The following is a 19815-nucleotide window of genomic DNA, read 5'->3' as shown; positions in this document are numbered from 1 at the left end:
CTAAGCAGGTGTCTATTCTTTGACTGCACCGGTCATAATCCCCTGAACGAAGTATTTTTGAATGTAAGGGAACAGGAAAATAACCGGTCCAATCGTAATCACCGTGATGGCCATCTTCACTGTTTCTGCGGGCAATGTGATGCTGCCTGAAGCCCCTGATGGAATACGCCCGGAGCTAATCGCATTGACGTTGGACAGGATGTTGTAGAGATAATATTGCAGCGGAAATAAATCGCGATCATTAATAAAAATCAGAGCATGCCACCAATCATTCCAATATTGCAGTGCATACATTAAACCAACCGTAAGCAGCGGGGTCTTGCTTAGTGGAAGCGCTATCTTAATATAGATCGTAAAATAATTGGCTCCATCGATCTCGGCAGCCTCATATAACGAGGGGGAAATGCTCGTAAAATACGTGCGCAGCAGAAACATATTCCACACGCTAAATATGGAAGGAAGGATTAAGGCCAAAATACTGTTCTTCAGTCCATAATAATTGACGCTGACCATATACCATGGAATTAATCCTGCAGAAAAAATAATCGTAAAATTGCTGATAAAGGCGAGTACGTTACGGTATTTCAGCTTTTTTATGGACAGGGAAAATGCAATCATGCTTGTAATCAGCAGAGCTCCTGCCGTACCCACAACGGTTACGAAAATAGTCAACCCGTAAGATTTCAATATTTTCATGCCACTATTCACAAAGATATATTTATAGGTATCCAAGCTGGGACTCATGGGGAGAACTGAATAACCGTTTCTGGCAATGGCCTGTTCTGAAGAAAAGGATACGCTTAGGGTTAAAATAAGAGGGTATAGACAAATAAGCGCGAATAAGCCGATGAGACCATATGCCATGCCGACCACCAATCTATCGCCAAGCAATCTATTCTTTTCCATCATTAAAATAGACCCTCTCCGTCATTTATTTTCTTAGCTGACATATTTGCAGCCGTAATCAGAATCAATCCCATCAAGGACTGAAACAGTCCGATTGCCGTAGCGTAAGAAAAGCCGAGCGTACGCATCGATTGATACACGTAGGTATCGATAACCGTCACCTCGTCAATCAAGACCGGGTTATTGCCGACAATACCGTAAATCATGCCAAAGTCACCATAGAAGATCCGTCCAACGCTCAGTAAGCTCAAAACGATAATGGTCGGTTTCAGCATAGGCACGGTCAGGAAAAGAATCCGCTGCAATTTGTTGGCGCCATCGACTTTGGCTGCTTCATATAAACTCCCGTCAAAGTTAGACATCGCAGCAATGTAGATAATGGAACTATACCCGCTCCATTTCCACACATTCGCCAGGATAATAATCCATTTCCAATACTTCGGCTCCGAGTACCAACTGATCGGATCTGCTCCAAAGAACTTCAGTACTTGATTGGCAACCCCCACATCCGTGGAGAAGATTCCGTACAGGATCGCTCCAACGACGACCCACGAGATGAAATAGGGAAAAAACATCATGCTTTGAGCGATCTTTTTGTAGGTTTTATGCCGGATCTCATTGATCAGAATGGCGATGCTGACTGGAACGATAATGCCGAATATGAGGCCGAAAAAGTTAATATATAACGTGTTATAAGTAACCTTCCATCCCATGCTGTTGGCTGAAAAAAAGTATTTAAAATTGTCCAGACCGACAAATTTACTGCCAAAGATTCCATCAACCACATTAAAATCGGTAAATGCCATCCATACACCTGCAAACGGAATATAGGAGAACATGATCAGAACAATCAGAGCAGGCACGCACATGAGATACAAGATTCTGTTTTTCTTTAATTCATATAGAAACCCCTTACCAACTGAATTCATTCCATCACTACCTTTGCATTGTGATTAAACGATTATGCTGTAACTCCATGCTGCAGCTCTTCCTTGAGATCATCCAGATCAATAACCGTACCGGTAACTCTTGCTTCTTCTGCTGCATAGGCCATGATGTGGCTTTCGACAGACATGTCAATGGAGGATCTGCTGCTGAAATCCGCATTCTCCAAGTTTTCCAAAAAGTCGGTCATCAGACCTGTATCGCCGCCGTTATGCCCGCCACCCACAGCTGCCGGCCGAATGACCGTTTGCTGGCTGGCTTCAGCCATATTGGAGTTGAATCTTGTGACTTCAATGATATTCAAGTTGTCATCCCCGCGGATTTCTCCATGCTCGCACATGATTTTGAGCGTGCGGTGCATTTTATTCGTAAACCCGCTTAAGCTAAACGTGGCCGTGACCCCATTCTTAAACTCAATCAGAGTCACCTGATGATCACATACGTCATTATCCATCCGATATACACAGTGTCCATAAGGACTCGTTTGGAGCTCTTGAAGCAATCCCTCCTCCGTCTGATCCAACGAAATGACTGTAGCCGGCCATTGCCCTCTCACAGGCAGATAAGCTTTTCTTGCATCGAACCGGCAATCCGCAGCCACCTTGCAGTCCAGGCATCGCTCAGCGCTGCCAGCCGGTGCATTCTCCTCTGTAAAATAAGTGAGATTGCCATATGAGGAGATGCGTTTGGCCCCGCTATCTACCAGCCAGGCTAGAATATCCATGTCATGGCAGGACTTCTGCATGATGATCGGACTCGCCAGATCACTTCTTCTCCAGTTGCCTCTTACAAAAGAATGGGCCATGTGGAAATTGCCGATATTCTCGTTATGCTGAATGGTGATGACTTTACCAAGCTCGCCGCTATCAATGATTTTCTTGATCTCCGCGAAGAAATTCGTATATCTCAGTACATGACATACAATCACTTTGCGGCCTTTTTCATGGGCTTTCTTTTGTATTCTCAAACATTCATCAGGACTTGGTGAAATGGGTTTTTCGAGCAAAATGTCATAACCGATATTAAGCGCTTCCATCGTTTGCACATAATGGTCTCTATCCATTGAAGAAATAATCACGGCATCGCAAATTTTACCCATTCGATAGAATTCGTCCACGGTTTCAAATTGTTTCTCCTGAGGAATTTGAAACTCGTCCGCTGCCGCCTTTCTTCTGATGTCATCCGGTTCAACGACCGCGACAATTTCAATTTCCGCACTTTGGTATGCATGCCTTGAGTAGATCATGCCTCTTTGTCCTGCACCGATTAATGCCAGCTTCAAATCCAAAACCTCCAGTGAACTTGTATTTGTTACATAAGTTGAACCAATGACTGTACGAATGGAGACAGCCGGGTGAAATGTTCTTTCGATCGCTGTTACCTGTTTATGCTTCCGGAAGCTTCGGGTCTTCCAATGGATAATATCCTTCCGGATCGTACGTATCCCATATATTCATAAGCGGATCTTCATGGGTTATTTCGACTTGTATCGTGCCAGCCTCATAATATCCGTCTTGATGTGGATTCCGTATATTCAGCGGGACATAAGAACGGTCTTCGAAAAAGAGTCCCAAACTGAGCGTATATGTTCCCGGCGGCATGTCCTGCAGCGGTATGATTTCGTTATGGACAAGGTCCCCGGTTAACCATGATTGCGTTGCTGCAATCAGCGGAAGCTCGTAGGAGTCTATCCCCCGCTGTAACCGTACCCATAACTGGAATTTCCGATACATTCTCGAACTGCCCGTGTTGACGAACCAGAATCGCAGCGGCAAGCTCCCACGGCTGGATACCGTTTCCGGATACGTCAGTCTGCGTAGAGCTAGTTGATATCCGAGCCCTATATCCACATTGGAAAGACAAGCATGCCAGCGGTACGCCTCGCGCTTACAATGAGGACCGCAAACGTTATCGGTCACATGGAGGACAACCGGGTAACTCTTCCATACTTTTTGCAGACGGTTTCTGGCAAAAGCCTCGCAGCATTCGATCCAGTTCTCCTCGCCGCACTTCACCAGCAGGCCAAATCCACAGCTTCGCTCTCTTAAATGCCCTATCAGTCTATCGTTCTGCAGATCAGCAAGCAGCGTCTGTGTTGCGAACGATTCGATATAGGCATTCCATTCTTCCTTACTGTCAGCCAAGGTCGATATCACGACGGCCGCAAGGCGCCGGTCCGAGTCGATATAACTCCCGACTTTTCGGATCAAAGCCGCAAAACAATCATCAGCGTAACCCTTAACCCATAGAGGCAAGTCCGGTGTCAGGACAAGAATAGGATTTCGGGCAGTATGGAGTGCTTCTTTGATCCTTTCGAGCGCATATTCTCCTCGGGCCGGCTCAAGTTCTTGCCACGAAAAGGCAACATATTCGAACAGGCCATGGTTTGCAACATGCTCTTTTGGGGATAAGGGCTCCGGCCGGATTTTCATCGTTGTATACTTCTCGTAGTTTTCGAGAGAGTATTGGCTCATCCGCACACCTCCCTTAAATGGCTGTCAACGGTCCTGTGGAATTCCTCCATATCTGCGCCCTTGATATAAGGCATGCTGCCGATCTGCTTGATTTCTTCCTTGAGCACAATCATGCTTAACGTGTTAAACCGGGCTCCTGTCCGCATATATTCTGCAGCCGCTTTTTGCAGAGAGGTGGTAAAGTCACCGGGGCTGCGGACCGGGTCGCTGTTCCTGTCTCCGAAGAGTTCATGGCGCAGCATTCCGTCCCCTTCCAGGGTCGGGTAATTATAAAATTGTCGCTGAACGCGCACGATATTGCTCTTTTCGTTGTCCAATATGAGCGATAACCGGGTATCGTACAGCCAGCTTGCGCTCCAGAAACCCTTGATGGAGAATTCCGGAAAGTATTGGTCATAGAATTCGACGGCCATGGTCATGGAGTTCTTCAGCCTGTCCGGCGTATATCCGGGACCGGATGGAATGTGAAGCGCCAAAAGCGTATCCCCTTTTTGCAGCACTGGCTCCCATTCCTTCTTCATGATCTGCGTCGTTTCTCTCTCAACGAACCCCATGGGATTCATCCGGTTGGCCATGATCAATTCGCCATTATCCAGCCATTCGGAAGTGAAGCATCCTTGCCGGTCATACACATCATTGATACCATTGCGTTGTCCGTCGCTGCGAAATTCCTCTCCCGCGTGCCGAAGGGCCATGACATCTTGCGTGTGTACATGACGGAACATGGTGAATGGATCGCCAAACCGGTAGGGAATAAAATAAAACCGGTCTAACAGAAAGATGGAGCAGGTATAAAAATTCATCACCCACGGAAAATCATGAACCTTGGCATCGCCGTACAGCACCAATTTTTCAAGCTGAAGCTTCAAGGGCTGGTGAGGGATCTGCTCATAGTACGTTAGGGGTACGGAACGTTTCCGCAGCATTTCCATGGAAGGGACAACACAGGCCAGCAGCAGAAGGAAGGAATATAACTCTCCGTCTTGTTTCATGCATCCTGGGGTCATATTGGTATAGTGGGTTTCATCACAGCGATTGCGCGCAGAGCATAACTCTTCCACTAAAAATTGGGTGAAGTGAAACAATGCGTCATCCTTTTCGATAGCCTCAACCCCGCGAACAAGCCGTTGCCGGGTCTGTTCCGGAATTTGATATTGCTCGAATAGTTCTGACAGGAAAGCGCGTGGAATGAGATCGGGCTCGTGATCCGGTTGATACCGGTTATATTTGGCCTCTAAACCTTCAGGCAGGTAATCAAAATTGCAGATGGCTATACACTCGTTAAAATTCAATCGCCTATCCATTCCTTTCTTCCCCCTGTTCAACCCAGAGCTTCCCTATCGGGTAATAACCTTGCGTATATCCTTCAATCGCCAGCCGGATATTTCCGATTTCTTTCACGCCAGTTTCGATGCCAAGTTCCAAAAGATATTCTCCTTCGGACATTCCGCCTGGCAGAGCGAAGCTTTCCTCCCATGTAATATCTTCGTCCGGCAACCATTCCCTGATATCTTCTCTGCTATGCAGCGTATACGTTCGATCATGGCCCGTTAGCCTCACCACAAGCGGGTAACGATTATAGATCGGAGCCACTCCCACATTAGCCCACAAAGCATGAATTTCCAGCTCCCCGCCCGCCTTCACGATGGAGTCATACGTCAATTTTCTAAGTTCAAAGCGGTATCCCATCTTGTTCAACCACGCCTTGACATTCTCTTTCCACGGTTCCGGAACGACGGTTCCTTTGTTGTTGAAGGAAGAAATATGCCACTTGAGCGTTTCTTGAATGATATAATCGATATCCCAGCCCTGCAGATACCAGTCATTCATGTGCCAGCATGCTTCAAATAGAATCGGAGCCTTCTCCCATGCATCGCCCATGTTAAAATTCTGAATATTCTGGGGATAGAAATCCGTCATATGCGACCACGCTTCGCCGTGAAAACCTCCCATATCCCCCAGGCAATCGACACGAAAGCCTACTTTGGCTTTGCGGTCTTTCATGATCTTGATCGACAGCGAGTCATGCAGCAGTGCCTGAAGAGGCGTTATTTTAAATCCATCTAGGTAGGCATCCGTAATTTGCCGAATGGCCTCCGGCTTTAAAAACTCGGTTCCCCCGCCTTCCCCCCAGGCTCCTACGATCGTCAAATCTACCGAACTGATGACCGGGTGCCCGTCAAATCGGGCGGCAAACGCTTTGATAAAATCAGACCAATACAGCACATATGGCGTTTCTTTCGGGTCTACCCGCCAGAAGGGAAAATCGGGTTCCTCCGGATATTCCGCCCGGAACCAGCCCGGTATATCATCCTCTTCGCTTAACGCGTATGGGGAGCAGCGAACCACGGCCGTACAGCCAATCGATTTGGCGTAGTCCAGCTTCTCCTCCAGCACTTCCCAGTTGTATTCCCCCTGGACTGTTTCGAGATCCCGCCAGCGCACGCTGCAGAAGTACACTTTGCTGCCTGGATGATTCCATGTTCTGCTGTCTTCCGTGAATTTATATTTCTTCTGTTCTTGCCCTCGATTGTCGTAAATACGGTCCGGATTCCCCATTAACCCCGGTGCTGCCATAAAACCAATGCCCGGGTTGCTTATGATGTCATCTACAACAATGGGGTAAACCGTTACTGCTTTGTTCATATCTCATCAGCTCCCCCTTATACACTAAACAAACATACTTTTTGTTACGTTGTTTGTTACGTAATTTACAGAAGTAAACATTCCTTGTTTAGTGATTTTATGTTATATCATCCGAACGCAATCTTGCAATATTAATTTTGAAATATTATAAAATTTCTAATTACACCGTGCGGAAGGGGCATGTTATGATTGATTTTAACCATAAACGCATGTAAACTATAAGAACGTAACAATTTAACGCAACAAATAGATGCAACATAGAAACCAACAAGCCAATCATTGTTTACCATGTAACATTCCTATAAACTCTAAATGGTGATTAATTAGTACCTTTAAAAGGAGAATGTGTTTATTCATGAGTACGATTCGGGATGTTGCTAAACTAGCCCATGTATCCACTGCCACCGTATCCAGAGTTCTAAACAATGATACAAAATATAAAATCACGGACGAAACCCGGGAAAGAGTCTGGCAAGCCGTTACGCAGCTTAACTATAAAATCAGTTCAAGCCCCAAGCGAAAAGTCCCGGCGAAGGATCATTCCGAGAACAAAACGCATACCAAAATCGGTTGTGTATTAAGCGTGACAAAAGATAAATACAACGATCCTTATTTCATGTCGATTCTTTCCGGTGTGGAAGAGCGATTGCTCAGTGCCGGGTATGACATTGCCTTTATTCGGACCGGAATTGAACTCAATGACAGCAAAATCTTATTTAATACCTTCAGCGAACCGATTACCGGTCTGATCCTTATGGAATCTTTGAACAACGAAACCTATGAGTACATACGCAAGCAGGTACCGTATATCGTGGGGATTGATACAGAACGCGAGGATATCGATAATGTGGGCTATGATCATTACAATGTCGCTTCGATGGCCGTCAACCACCTCATTGACAAAGGCCATGCCCATATTGGATATATCGGGGGAAGCGGATTAACGGGCAACTTGAAAGGCAGCCGCCGCTATCGAGGCTACTATGCCACCATGCATGCCGCCGGATTGTCCGTAAATCCCGATTGGGTTATCGATTGCATGTGGGATGAGACGGTCTGCATCGAACAAATCAATCATTTATGCACAACCAAGAATTGCCCGACCGCCTTCTTCGTCGGCAGCGATTTAATGGCTATGGCCACCCTCAACGGCTTGTATAACAACGGCATCTCCGTTCCTCATGAAGTGGCCGTCATAGGTCTATCCAATATTGAGGTATCCAAGTATTCCAATCCTCCCCTTTCTACCATCGATGTGCCAACCAAAGAAATAGGCATGGTCGCTGTGGATCACTTAATAGATCGAATGAACGGAAACCATCTGCTGCCTAAGAAAGTTATTTTGCCTACCCGCTTGGTCGTACGCAGTTCAACTTAATGGTACAGCGAAGACGAAATGAACATGACTCGATGCAAAAATTGCTTGAAGGGTAAGCACGCAAAAAAACGGAGGAGCCTCGAAAGGCTCTCCGTTGCAACATCTGCTATTTATTCTAAACGATCAAATCCCGATCTCTCGCATCTTCTCCGTTACTTTCTCAACCCTTCCATCCATGTCCAGTCCTTCAAACTTCGGAAGCTTCAGCTCGCTTACGATGATTCCATCCTGCATGAACATAATACGCTCCGTCCGTGCCGCGACTTTGGCGTCATGAGTTACAAGCATTACGGCCGTACCTTCAGCATTAATTTCAGATAAAATGTCCATTATCTCTTGAGCGGATTGTGAGTTGAGCGCACCGGTAGGCTCGTCTCCGAAAATCATTCTGGGGCTGTTTATTAGCGCCCGGCATATTCCCGCACGTTGAAGCTGACCTCCCGAAACCTGTGTAATATCACGCTTTTCAAGATCTGCTATGCCTACCCTTTGCATAAGCAATCTCGCCTTCTCCGAAATTTTCGCTACATTTTTTCGGTTGTCCCGCATAGCTGGAAGAATGATGTTGTCCAGGATATTCAGATGACTCAGCATCGTGGGCTGCTGAAATACAAACCCCATCGTCGTCCTGCGGAGATCCGAAAGCTCATTCTCCCCCATGGTCGATAAATTCTTCCCGTTAAACACGACCTTTCCGCTATCTACGCTGTCCGTCCCGCTGAGTGCGAACATCAGCGTCGATTTTCCCGAACCCGAAGGCCCCATAACCGCAACGAACTCTCCCTCGTTGATTTCCATGGATACGCCATCTAGAACATTACGCCTTTCATGGCCCTCACCGAATGATTTTACGATCCGGTCACCGATCATCATCTTCTTCATATGCCTACCCCTTCACATTCTCGGAAATTGTTATTTGTCCTGCACCCGTTAGACCGATGATGGTTGCGATCAGTACAGAGCCGATCATCATGATTGGAATGAGCAGGTACGCAGATAGCGGATGGATCGCAAACGTAAATGTCGATGCGCCAAAGGAGGAGATCACTGCACCCGCTAGCAGCTCTCCGAGCGTGTTCGCCAGAAGCGTACCCAGAACAATACCGATGATTAGAACGAAAACAAAGCGGGAAATATACTGCGCCCTTATATCCGAATTCGTAAAACCGAGTGCTTTCATCACGGCAATGGAATATCTGTCTTTCGCGATGAGCAGCTTCATAAACAACAGGGTTATGAGCAGCGTTATCACTAACGCAACTATGATGGAGGTGAAGGATGCCTTTTTGACGGAGCTTATCGTTGATCCGAACGTCTGTGCAACAAACTCGTCAATGTCTGAAACCTTTGCAAAAGCAAACCTGTTCTTATATTCTGATGCTTTTTGGTCAACAAGCGATTGATCCGAAAGCTCCGCGCAAATCACAGTCCACATCATAACTGCTGTGTGATCCGCGAACATTGCCTTTGCGGTTTTGCCGCCGTTTGTAATGTCCGAATAAATGCCGCTTACCGTTAATGTTTTTTCTACTCCCTCCGTGATTAGTGTCATATGTTCGCCGACCTTTTTGCCAAGCTCATCGGCGTTCAAAGCGGAAAGGGCAATTTCGGTTTCTGCAGCGGGTGCTCTACCCTTGGAATAATAGATAGGAAATACCGAATGATCTCCGAGTTCAATTTTTATATTTTCCTCTGATCCGTTTGCCGTTTTTACTTTGAATGTTTTTGTGGTTAAGACGACGTATTTGGAAATAGCACTGTCGTTCTTCATACGGTTTTCGATCTCAGATGTTTTCGCGGTAATATGATCGGTCTGCTGAACATCCATCCGCATATCGTAAGTTCCAATCCCCATATATTGAATGAAGCTTTTGGAAGAAATCGTGTTGTACAGGTTCTGTGGAACAATCATGATAAAGGACGAAATCACGAGAACCACAAGCATTGTAGCGTAAAGTTTTTTCCTTGAAAGAACATCTTTTATACCTAGAAAAACATTGGTGTTAAACCATCTGTTTCCGCTCAAGCGAAGCCGCTTTGTACCCGTACTTGCTTCATGTGAAGTGCCACCGCGTATGGCTTCTGCAGCAGATAGGGTCCGAAAGCGTCTCAGCACTCCGTTTACATAGGCCATGATAGCAAGGAATATAAGCAGTATACCGATGAGTCCGAACAGCGAAGCAAGAGATGAATGTTCGCTATCCCCCATATACAGACGAATATTCTCAAGAAGCAATCCTTTAAAAATAAGCGAAAGTGCATAGCCGATAACACTGCCTACAGCAGCTATTGCTGCGTACTTCGCAAGATAAATATGCTTCATGTCGGAAACCCTGAGCCCTATGGCCTTCATGACACCAATTTCTCTATAATCTTCTTCGATTTTCGCAAGGAGCGTAAAGCGTATGCACATCAATGCGATGATAACGATTAGAACACTTACCAGAAGGATCACGGCAATCATTATGCCGTCCGAAAGTGCGTTGATCATTTTTAACAGCGGATATGTAATGGTGGGTCCGTTTGCTTCAAGTCCTGCGGAAGCATAAGCGGTTTCGAATGTGCCGAGTGCCGACATATCCTTTAATCTGAACTCTATTAGATACTCCGTGCTGCCAAGGTTTTTGATCACTGTGTAATCATGTGCGCTCAGGAGAAATCTCTTGGAAGAGGCAAGCGCAGAATTCATCTGGGAATCGCGAAGGAATCCCGCTACAGTGAATTCCTTGCCGCTTACGAATGCCTTGTCACCAACCTTTGCCGTGTGATCCCGCATATAGCTTATGGGAACATAAAGCTCTCCATCGGAGACATGAATGATGTTGCCGTCCAGATCAAGTAAGTAATCGAATTTTTCACTTTGTATACTGAATCCGTTATCCTGAACGCTGTTCGTAAGCGAACGATCACCCAGAATAATTCTGGCGCCATCGATGTTCAAAAATTCAACGACTTGAAATTCATCGACATTACGATTCTGCTCAGCAAATGATGTAAGGCGGGCCGTGTTCACTTCACCCGAATGCATCTGCATAAAATGCGGAGTTTTAGCTTGCGTCATGAGCATGTCCAGCGCACCTGAAAGATTGACGACCAGGATCGCGGCGAGTGATACAAGCATAGCTGCGGCAGAGACAAATATCATCGTTGCTAGCGTAATCACTTTACTCTTTAACATATCATTGCGTATGATTCGATAATACATGGGCCACCTCAGTCTTCAAGCATATGAACTGACTTTAAGTTATACATACCATGCTTCTGAAGCAAGACCACTGCGCACAGTAAGTGTTGATGCAGCGGCCACAAAAAATGTATATATATCAATTGTTACCGGTAGTTTTATTGTCGAACATCTTCATGGTGTGCATGAGGCTCCCTTGCTTAACTCCCAGCATTCTTTCAATATTGAAGATAAATGCATGCATGCGTGCAGCGAGCTCTTCGTTCGTCATTTCAATGTAATCATCATCAAAAACCGTATTTGCATAGATCACAACCATCTCCATACACTCATACGGGAACGGTGTGTTAAACAATCCCTCCTCAATTCCCTCTCGGATAATTCCCGCGAGAATAGGTGTAACTCCGCTGATAATGACTCTCTGAATTTTATGATGCATTAGAGCATTCTGCGGCTTATGAATATGATCCATCATTTCTGCGCTGCCTCCGCCACTTATGTTCAAGGCCATAACGACTTGGATAATACGTTCGACGACTGGTATGCTCTTGTTAGCGGCAATTTCCTGTGCTGCATCTAACATACGGACCTTGTACCGATCAATCAGCGCATCCATAATATCTTCCTTCGACTTGAAGTGATGATACAATGTTCCCCGCGCAATCCCGACCTTTTCAAGAATATCGTTGGTGCTTGTACCGTCAAATCCCTTCTGAAAAAAAAGCTCATCTGCCGCATCCAGTATTTCGTTTATACGTTCCTCGGCTTCTTTTACAACCCTCATTTTTCATCCATCCCCTTAATAGACCGACTGTCTGTCTGTTAGTTCGATGATAACATGCTATTTCACCTTGTCAAGAACGTTATAGGTATAGTGTTGTGAAAGCTTAACGATGAGGGATATGGTAGGGACACATGTCCTCCTATATACTATTACACATCTATGGTTAAATTCAATTTGATATCTTTCATCGAGAGGGTGTTGTTATTTTGATTAGAAAAGCGTTTCTGAGCGATGCCCAAGAGATCGCTAGGCTTTCAAGGCAATTGGGCTATCCAGTGGATGTCTCCCAACTTGAAGAGAGGCTCCAATATATCTCTAACCACAACGACCATATGGTATATGTGATGGAATCAAACCATGTTTTGTCCGGATGGATTCATGCTAATGTACGATTCTTAATCGAATCTCCACCATTTGTTGAGATAGCTGGACTTGTCGTAGACAGTGCCTATCGAGGATATGGGATTGGCAAACAATTAGTACAAGCATGTGAGCAATGGGCAGCAGAATCCGGATTCACAAAAATTAGAGTGCGTACCCATCAGACTAGATCAGAAGCCGTCCAATTCTATAATCGAATTGGTTTTACAATTAAAAAATCGCAGCATGTACTCGATAAAGAAATTTAATGATCGACACCACTCGTTGCTTTTTAGTGGCAAAAACAACCCGAAACTCGTGAAAAATTAGTGTCAATATTCTCATTCATTTCCCCATTAAACTGCCCGTTAGCTTAATGAAATGGCTATTGAATAATAATTAGATATTGGTCTAATCGGTAATAGGACCAAGTTCTTGTCCTCGACTCGGGACAAGAACTTGTACCGATAAAACAAAAAAGCCTCTAAAATAGCGGCATTCAATGGTGCTATGCCTATGAGATTAAAAAGAATGACCACTATCGGACAAAAAAACGGAGAAAGTTTAACTACAGACTCCTTTATGAAAGGTGTTCATTGTGGCATGATATCACCATTGGTTATTATAATAGCATTGGAGACCTAGTTTAAACTGGTTGGGGCAATAGTCAAACAGGCGGCTCTTATAATTATGATTCAACCCATGTATCTGTAAATATAATCAATGCGGGCGATGAAACTGTTAATATTCAATTATAGCTTTACGGCAGATGGGGATAAGGAAGTCCTTATCCCCATCTCAGGAATTATAATTATAAACAGAGGTGAAAAAGAGTGAAAACGGCAAAGTTTTTTATTACTGCAATGGTTGCTATGACAGTGATTTTGGGATTTTCCAAGAACAGTTATGCATCTCCTGCCATAGTTGAGAAGAAAGTACCCATATTGCTTCAAATCAACGAATATGATGTGCTGTACACATTTCCAAAACAACCTTATCTCGATAAAAACAACCGTTTGATGATCCCATTACGGGCGGTAAGTGAGCTGATCGGCGGCAATGTAAGTTATAACCAAGCACAAAAAACGGCATCAATCCAATTGAACAATAAAGTTATAAATATTACTGTGGGCTCCAATATTGTTCAAGTAAATAACACCGAAAAAGCAATGGATACCGTTCCAGTGATGTATAAACAATCTATGTTTGTCCCGGTTCGGGCTTTAATTGATAATTTAGATCTCCCTTCGAATATAGATCCGAAAACAAGAATGGTGCATATTGAAAGTGAGTCATTAGATAAAAATCAATTGATTAAGTTAATCAAAGAATCTGATCTTCCTTCAGATCAAATTTCAGATTATAATGCCATTCAGCCTCTTACCTACGATTTGACTTTAAGCGATAATGAAAAGGGGAAATTACAGAAGGGTTCGATTAATATCACCTCAAAAAACATATCTGGAAAAGCCATACCTGAAGGGAAAGAGGATCTCCATACTATCTTTATGTTTGATAATGCTTTCCAAATGGAAGCAGACTGGAACACTACGGATCAGAACAATGAACGATTACGTCCAGCACTTAGTATTAATCAAACATTTAACAGAGTAGATAATTTTGCGGCTAGTAATTATGAAGCGAAATTAAAATATATCCTGGCGATTGGAAGAACTTTTAAATAACAGAGCAAAATAACGACCTTAGATATTGAACTGCCCCCGTAAAGTAGACAGTGGAATAAAATAAAATGATTAAGCTGTCTTAGCTCGAGCTTCCATCGTGCCCGCGATGCTCCGTCAATTGGGTCATCCGGGCACGCGGACAGACTACGTCTTCTATTTGTACACGCTTAGTTCATAGATCATCGAATCGGCCATTTCTTGTCCATTCCTGTGGCTAAATATCCCGAAGCAGCAAAGTATTCAACTCCGCTCTTCCCAGGTAACCGCTGCAGATGACAGGGCGGTTAATGATTTCATATACTTTTTTAAGATCCGTCATGTACTCCTGACTCCAAGTTTCAAACGATCCGAATTCCTCCTTAGAAATTTGGTGGTACTCCGGGGTGTCGGCGATCCCCGTGAGAACCTCATACGCGTAAATATCATCGCCAAACGTTCCTACAGATTGGTATCTACCTGTTTTTAGTCGGGTGTAATCGGTGTATCTCAAGGCCATCACTCCATATGATCATACGTATGTACAATTATAATAATCCGCCCCTCAGTACAACACAACCGCAGCCAATAAGGCTAAACAATTAACCCGGGGCATTATTTTTTGAATCAAAAGCTTGTCTGCGCTCGACTCGCCCTGATTGCTGCTTGTTTTTGCATCTAAACACAAAGAAGACACACAGGAGCATCCTGCTGTCTTCTTTTCATTTAGGCTTAATTTCATACTGCAGCGCTTGTCCCCTCTCAAATTTTGCCCTGATCCCCCGTCTTTGCGGACAGTATATCCCATACCTTCATCAGTTGAGTTATGGCAGAGTCAATTTCCTCGTATGGAACTTGGTCCCGGGCTTGTGAAGAAATTCCCCGCAGAAATGTTTCAAATAAGGTGACCAGCATGGCGATATCCGTAGAATCGGTCAAATCGCCATTGGCTACAGCCCGATCTATACAAGCTTTCAGCCAACTGCGGACCCTTTCTCGTTCCTTGGCGAGCATTTCTTGGATGTGATTTTGCTCAGGTGAACAGGTTACAGCGGACAATACCAACAGGCAGCCTAAAGGGTGTGACCGCTCTGTCTGCATCTTTGCCGACCGCCGTAATCCCTGCTCGATGGCAGCTCTCGGGGGTATGCTGGTATCCCGGAAGCTTTCCGAAACCTGTCCATAAGACGATATATATTCATCAACCACTTCGCGAAACAGCGCTTCCTTGGATTCGAATGCCGCATAAAAACTCGCCGCCGATATATCTCCCATCGCAGCGCGCAGCTGAGCAAGTGAAGTGGATTCATAGCCGTGTTCCCAGAACAGATGCATGGCGGCAGTAACCGCCTCATCACGGTTAAATGCGCGGGGGCGCCCCGTTCGTGGCATAACATGACCTCCTTTATTAATTTTATACTAATCGATCCAGAAGTCATTGACAAGTGAATGTGGATAATTTAACATGTGGAATGATCGATCCATAATTCATTTCGTTAAAGGAGGAGACTGAATTGTCTCAATCTTCATCAACCGAGAGTGCGGCCCCACCGGCTGGCATCCCTTCCAAGCTTCCTTGGCTAGCCCTGCTCGCGCTTGCGATGACAGGATTTATCTGTATTCTTACCGAGACCATTCCGGCCGGGCTGCTGCCGTTCATCGGAGAAGGGCTTCATATCACAAAGGCAATGGCTGGTCAGTTCGTCACCCTCTATGCAATAGGCTCGCTCGTGGCAGCCATTCCGTTCGCCATGTTTACCGGCGGGGTTCGGCGGCGTCCGCTGCTGCTTGCCATTATTGCGGGTTTCCTGATATTCAACACGGTTACCGCTTTGTCGACCAGCTATGCTTTGACGCTTGTTGCTCGATTTTTTGCCGGCGTGGCTGCCGGCGCGGCTTGGGGAATGATCGCCGGTTATGCGCGCCGGATGGTACCGGATGCCTTAAAAGGACGCGCCTTGGCGGTTGCGATGGTAGGAACGCCGCTTGCTCTAACCTTCGGCGTGCCCATCGGCACCTTACTCGGCGACCTGATCGGCTGGCGTGCCGTATTCGGGGTCATGTCGCTTCTCGCTCTTTTATTAATTGGTTGGGTGTTATGGAAAGTGCCGGATTATCCCGGACAACCCGCAAATAAAAGAATGACCGTAGGGCAGGTATTTGTTATGCCCGGTATGCGCCCGATTCTCATGGTGGTGCTCACCTGGATGTTGGCACACAATATTTTATATACGTATATTGCGCCGTTTCTCGAGCCTTCCGGACTCGGAGGACGCGTTGATCTCGTCTTGCTGGTATTTGGCTTAGCTGCCCTTATCTCCATCTGGGTTGTTGGCCTGCTCATTGACCGCATGCTGCGCCTGCTGGTATTAATCAGCCTGTTCGGCTTTGCACTTGCGTCCATTGCCCTATGGGTAGGCGGTACTTCCGCACCGGTTGTCTATGCGGCCGTGGCGTTATGGGGACTTACCTTCGGCGGCGCCGCCACGCTGCTGCAAACCGCGCAAGCCATGGTAAGCGGTGAAGAAGGCGTAGATATCGCCATGCCTATCAATACCACGGTATGGAATCTGGCCATCGCTGGTGGAGGTATCGTAGGTGGTACTTTGCTGGAGCTTGTGGGTGTGCAGTCGTTTCCAGGAGTGTTATTGATTCTGCTGCTTGCGGCTTTGATTATCGCGTGGAATGCGAAGAGATACGGCTTTCCCCGATAACGATGCGTTGAATAGACAGGGGAATTTTTATCATTTTCGGTCATCAAAAGCTTCATCTGATCTAAGTTGTTAGGCGACCTTCACGACGGGCAACGACCTCATCATTGCTCTCGTGCTGGATGAGGCAGGTTTCCATATCGATGATTATCCTCAACAATACAAAACGTATTCAGATAAAAATGAAAACGAGCCCGGTACAAGACCGAGCTCGTTTTCATGAAACTGCCAAATGAATTTGCAGCTGCTAAAAAACCACATCTTTTAACTTTCTGGCGTCTCATCCATCTGCCTCGCAAATTCGTCTAGAAGCGCACGTACTTCATCGGTAGACGCCGTGCTCATCAATTGATTTCTGAGTTCGCTTGCCCCTCTAAACCCTTTGACATAAATCTTGAAAAAGCGATGAAGGGCTTTGAATGGACGGACCTCTAATTCTTGGGAATACTGATCATACAGATCAAGCTGCAATCTCAAAAGATCCAGGTGTTCGGTACTGCTATGTTCCCTCGGCTCTTTTTCAAAGGCAAATGGATTTTTAAAAATACCACGCCCGATCATGATCCCATCCACACCATATTGTTCAGCTAGCTTCATGCCCGTTTGACGGTCAGGAATATCTCCATTAATCGTGAGCAGCGTATGTGGTGCCACACGATCCCGAAGTTTCTTAATTTCAGGAATCAGTTCCCAATGCGCATCGACTTGGCTCATTTCCTCTCTTGTACGCAAATGGATCGAGAGATTAGCGATATCTTGCTTCAATATATGGGTCAGCCAGTCCTGCCATTCATCCACCCTGGTGAAACCGAGTCTGGTCTTCACACTTACAGGCAATCCTCCCGCCTTGGCGGCTTGTATGATTTCAGCGGAAACCTCTGGACGGAGAATTAATCCGCTTCCCTTCCCATTGGATGCCACATTATGAACAGGACAACCCATATTGATATCGATCCCTTTATATCCCAACTTCGCCATATCGATACTCATTTGTTGAAAATACTCAGGCTTATCGCCCCATATATGTGCAACCATAGGTTGTTCATCCTCGGTAAATAGTAAACGGCCGCGTACACTATGATTTCCTTCCGGGTGACAATAGCTCTCCGTATTCGCAAACTCTGTAAAAAACACATCCGGTCTTCCTGCTTTGCTCACGACATGACGAAAAACAACATGCGTCACTTCTTCCATGGGTGCAAGTATAAAAAAAGGCCGGGGTAAATCAAGCCAAAAATTATGGTTCACTTCAAACTCAAATCCTCTCGTTATAGATACAGCTTCAAATCTGACCAAAATATTACGCCTACGTTCGATTTCTTATCCAGTCATTACACTTATATCATGCTTACTGACCATATTTATATTAAATTCAACATGAATTTTTAATCTTATCACACTTTAAGAAAAAGAACGAATTCCCCAATCAGAAATTCGTTCTTTACATTATACATTAATTCCAACCAACCCACACTCTCCACGTGCACCGTATGTGGAACATATATCGTAATGTGATCTATACATAGAAAAAAACTCAAGCAGTCTTTTTACTTGAGTTGTTAAAAGGATATACTTGGGCCACTCTCACTTCGCAATTTGTGCTTCAAATCGCTCTTTAGCCAACGTGCTAATGGTACAACTCACGATTCGCCATAATTGTAATGTTCCGTTCATCTTCCGTTCATAGTACGAGCATATACTGATGTGGACTTAAGAAATGGAGGAATCATCATGAATATGGCATGGAAAGAAATGAAAAAAAGCAAAGCCAAGTTTATTATATTAGGGTCGATTATTTTTTTGGTTAGTTTTTTAACATTTATCATCTCAGGATTGGCAAACGGTTTGTCCCAAGACAATGCAGCCCTAATCAAGGACTTGCCCAAGGGGCATTTTTATATGAACACCGAAGCAAAGAAAACATATAATCTCTCCAAAATAGATCCAAACTTACAGGACCAAACGATGAAGGAACACAAGAATGCTGCGGCATTTTCCATTCAGATGGGCTTTGTGAACGATGCAGAGGACAAGCAGCATACCGTAGCGTTCGTGACTTCGACGGACTCCCCGTTATTTGAAAACGTCGGTCCGGGGGAAATCGTGTTAGACCGTTCCTTGGAGAAGGATGGCATTAAAATCGGAGATGTATTAACGAATAATCAATTCAGCGGTGAATTCAAAGTCGTAAAATTCATGGATCAAAAGAAATACAGCCATGCCCCTGTCGCCTTTATTAACATGGATAACTATAAAGAGATTTACCGTACGAATGAAATGCAGCTGATGTTCATCCCAGGACAAGATAAAGCAGCTTCAATCACGGGACTCGATTCCTTTTCAAACAATGAGTTTCTTAACACCATCTCAAGCTATAAGGCAGAGAACATGTCCCTCAATATGATCATTTGGTTCTTGATTGCCATTAGCGGCATGTTGTTCGCCATTTTCTTCTACATGATGAATGTTCAGAAAATCGGGTTGTACGGCATCTTGAAAGCAATCGGTGTGAAAACGGGCACTCTATTCCGCATGATGTGGACTCAAATGATCTTGATCACCTTGATCGCATTGGTCATATCCGTAGCATTAAGCCAAGTCTTTAACATGATCGCACCGGAGGGCATGCCGTTCAGTCTGACGCTGAATGCAACTATTCTATTATCCGTCCTATTCTTAGTCATCGGATTTGTCGGCGCGACTCTTTCTGGCTTGCAGATTAGAAAAGTGGAGCCTTTACAAGCTATTCAACAAGGAGATATGTAA

General features: G+C 45.1%; 17 protein-coding genes. 5 read left to right on the top strand and 12 right to left on the bottom strand.

The genetic code is table 11. The features are described 5' to 3' along the window. Positions 1–12: 12 nt before the first annotated feature. The 6 genes from GRF59_RS26345 to GRF59_RS26320 all read right to left on the bottom strand — a co-directional run bounded on the left by GRF59_RS26345 (position 13) and on the right by GRF59_RS26320 (position 6971). Positions 13–909 carry a carbohydrate ABC transporter permease gene (locus tag GRF59_RS26345; RefSeq protein ID WP_160500705.1) on the bottom strand — a complete coding sequence of 299 codons (897 nt, stop codon included), beginning with the start codon at positions 907–909 and terminating at the stop codon, positions 13–15. Then, positions 909–1775, bottom strand: coding sequence for an ABC transporter permease (locus GRF59_RS26340; RefSeq protein ID WP_237392086.1), 867 nt, complete (start codon positions 1773–1775; stop codon positions 909–911). Before GRF59_RS26340 ends, GRF59_RS26345 begins: the two co-directional genes overlap by 1 nt. 92 nt (positions 1776–1867) lie before the next feature. Then, a complete protein-coding gene (locus tag GRF59_RS26335; protein ID WP_160500703.1) occupies positions 1868–3133 on the bottom strand; it encodes a Gfo/Idh/MocA family protein in 1266 nt (421 codons plus the stop codon). A 103-nt stretch (positions 3134–3236) separates the two neighbouring features. Beyond that, on the bottom strand, positions 3237–4325 hold the full coding sequence (locus GRF59_RS26330; RefSeq protein ID WP_160500702.1) for a DUF4832 domain-containing protein: 1089 nt from the start codon (positions 4323–4325) through the stop codon (positions 3237–3239). Further along, a complete protein-coding gene (locus GRF59_RS26325) occupies positions 4322–5629 on the bottom strand; it encodes an acyltransferase domain-containing protein (protein WP_160500701.1) in 1308 nt (435 codons plus the stop codon). The genes GRF59_RS26330 and GRF59_RS26325 overlap by 4 nt, the downstream gene beginning before the upstream one ends. Next, positions 5622–6971 (bottom strand): DUF4832 domain-containing protein, encoded by a 1350-nt coding sequence (locus tag GRF59_RS26320; RefSeq protein WP_160500700.1) that lies wholly within the window; start codon positions 6969–6971, stop codon positions 5622–5624. Before GRF59_RS26320 ends, GRF59_RS26325 begins: the two co-directional genes overlap by 8 nt. A 355-nt stretch (positions 6972–7326) precedes the next feature. On the opposite strand from GRF59_RS26320, the gene GRF59_RS26315 reads away from it, so the two are divergent. Beyond that, a complete protein-coding gene (locus tag GRF59_RS26315) occupies positions 7327–8349 on the top strand; it encodes a LacI family DNA-binding transcriptional regulator (protein WP_160500699.1) in 1023 nt (340 codons plus the stop codon). Positions 8350–8472: 123 nt separating this feature from the next. On the opposite strand, the gene GRF59_RS26310 is transcribed toward GRF59_RS26315, so the two are convergent. The 3 genes from GRF59_RS26310 to GRF59_RS26300 all read right to left on the bottom strand — a co-directional run bounded on the left by GRF59_RS26310 (position 8473) and on the right by GRF59_RS26300 (position 12317). After that, on the bottom strand, positions 8473–9231 hold the full coding sequence (locus GRF59_RS26310) for an ABC transporter ATP-binding protein (RefSeq protein WP_160500698.1): 759 nt from the start codon (positions 9229–9231) through the stop codon (positions 8473–8475). Positions 9232–9235: 4 nt separating this feature from the next. Beyond that, on the bottom strand, positions 9236–11554 hold the full coding sequence (locus tag GRF59_RS26305) for an ABC transporter permease (protein ID WP_160500697.1): 2319 nt from the start codon (positions 11552–11554) through the stop codon (positions 9236–9238). Positions 11555–11672: 118 nt separating this feature from the next. After that, positions 11673–12317: a TetR/AcrR family transcriptional regulator gene (locus tag GRF59_RS26300; RefSeq protein ID WP_160500696.1), complete on the bottom strand. Its 645-nt coding sequence runs from the start codon at positions 12315–12317 to the stop codon at positions 11673–11675. Between the two features lie 206 nt (positions 12318–12523). On the opposite strand from GRF59_RS26300, the gene GRF59_RS26295 reads away from it, so the two are divergent. After that, positions 12524–12946, top strand: coding sequence for a GNAT family N-acetyltransferase (locus GRF59_RS26295; protein WP_202128893.1), 423 nt, complete (start codon positions 12524–12526; stop codon positions 12944–12946). Between the two features lie 564 nt (positions 12947–13510). Beyond that, on the top strand, positions 13511–14362 hold the full coding sequence (locus GRF59_RS26290) for a stalk domain-containing protein (RefSeq protein ID WP_160500695.1): 852 nt from the start codon (positions 13511–13513) through the stop codon (positions 14360–14362). Between the two features lie 214 nt (positions 14363–14576). On the opposite strand, the gene GRF59_RS26285 is transcribed toward GRF59_RS26290, so the two are convergent. Continuing rightward, positions 14577–14852 (bottom strand): hypothetical protein, encoded by a 276-nt coding sequence (locus tag GRF59_RS26285; RefSeq protein ID WP_160500694.1) that lies wholly within the window; start codon positions 14850–14852, stop codon positions 14577–14579. Positions 14853–15100: 248 nt separating this feature from the next. After that, complete coding sequence (locus GRF59_RS26280) at positions 15101–15730, bottom strand: TetR/AcrR family transcriptional regulator (RefSeq protein WP_160500693.1); 630 nt, start codon at positions 15728–15730, stop codon at positions 15101–15103. 209 nt (positions 15731–15939) lie between these two features. Here GRF59_RS26280 and GRF59_RS26275 point away from each other — a divergent pair, with 209 nt between their 5' ends. Continuing rightward, positions 15940–17052 carry an MFS transporter gene (locus tag GRF59_RS26275; RefSeq protein ID WP_160500870.1) on the top strand — a complete coding sequence of 371 codons (1113 nt, stop codon included), beginning with the start codon at positions 15940–15942 and terminating at the stop codon, positions 17050–17052. Positions 17053–17313: 261 nt separating this feature from the next. Here the strand turns inward: GRF59_RS26275 and GRF59_RS26270 are convergent, their stop codons facing one another. Then, positions 17314–18297 (bottom strand): tRNA-dihydrouridine synthase, encoded by a 984-nt coding sequence (locus GRF59_RS26270; protein ID WP_160500869.1) that lies wholly within the window; start codon positions 18295–18297, stop codon positions 17314–17316. Positions 18298–18780: 483 nt separating this feature from the next. On the opposite strand from GRF59_RS26270, the gene GRF59_RS26265 reads away from it, so the two are divergent. After that, complete coding sequence (locus tag GRF59_RS26265; protein WP_160500692.1) at positions 18781–19815, top strand: ABC transporter permease; 1035 nt, start codon at positions 18781–18783, stop codon at positions 19813–19815.

Origin of the sequence: Paenibacillus dendrobii (genome assembly GCF_009807035.1) — a bacterium.
Classification (GTDB): domain Bacteria; phylum Bacillota; class Bacilli; order Paenibacillales; family Paenibacillaceae; genus Paenibacillus_AQ; species Paenibacillus_AQ dendrobii.
Note: the sequence above shows the minus strand (reverse complement) of the source record. Positions and strands in the feature narration are given on the sequence as shown.